Annotated in this window: 1 protein-coding gene; it reads right to left on the bottom strand. The window is 52.9% G+C overall.

Going from position 1 to position 614, the window contains the following annotated elements:
- Positions 1-614: S-layer homology domain-containing protein (locus CHH67_RS25735; RefSeq protein WP_144029327.1), on the bottom strand; the 614-nt coding region annotated here is incomplete at both ends.

Below are 614 nucleotides of genomic sequence, written 5' to 3'. Positions count from 1 at the left end.
TACCTATACGGCGTTGCCGTCGTCAGATTTGTGCCGGTCAGACCGACCTCGCGCATTTCTCTCAAGTCCTGGAATTCTTCCGGATCTTTATTCTGAACGTTTACGTATCTCGCCAGGATGACGGCCACCTCGGCGCGTGTTGTCGTTTTCCCTGGCCCAAACGATCCGTCCGGATAACCGGCCATCAGCCCCGTACCAAGCGCGACGGAAACATAAGCATAGTCTGCTTTATTCAACCCGCCTTTGTAATACTCGGCTACCGGCACGAGCGTGTCTTTGGTATCGGATAGTGCCTGCTTGAAGTCGTCATTCTTGGCAGCCAAACCAGACGCCATCCACTTGGCCATTTCTCGGCGTGTCAAAGCCGTGCCTGGTTTAAATCCGTTTTTGTAATCCGCAGCTGAAATGAAGCCCTTCGTGGTGGCTTGCTGAATCGCGGATTCCGCCCAATGGCCTTTAATGTCTGGATAGGTTCCCTGGCTGCTCTTAGTCTCGTTATTAGACACTCTGGCCATCAAGGCAGCAAACTCCGCTCGCGTAATATTCGCGTTGGGACGGAAGGTTCCGTCCCCATAACCTTTGAAGTAGCCCTTTTTCACGGCAGAATCGATAGC

The organism is Paenibacillus campinasensis (assembly GCF_002272015.1).
Classification (GTDB): domain Bacteria; phylum Bacillota; class Bacilli; order Paenibacillales; family Paenibacillaceae; genus Paenibacillus_AQ; species Paenibacillus_AQ campinasensis.
Note: the sequence above shows the minus strand (reverse complement) of the source record. Positions and strands in the feature narration are given on the sequence as shown.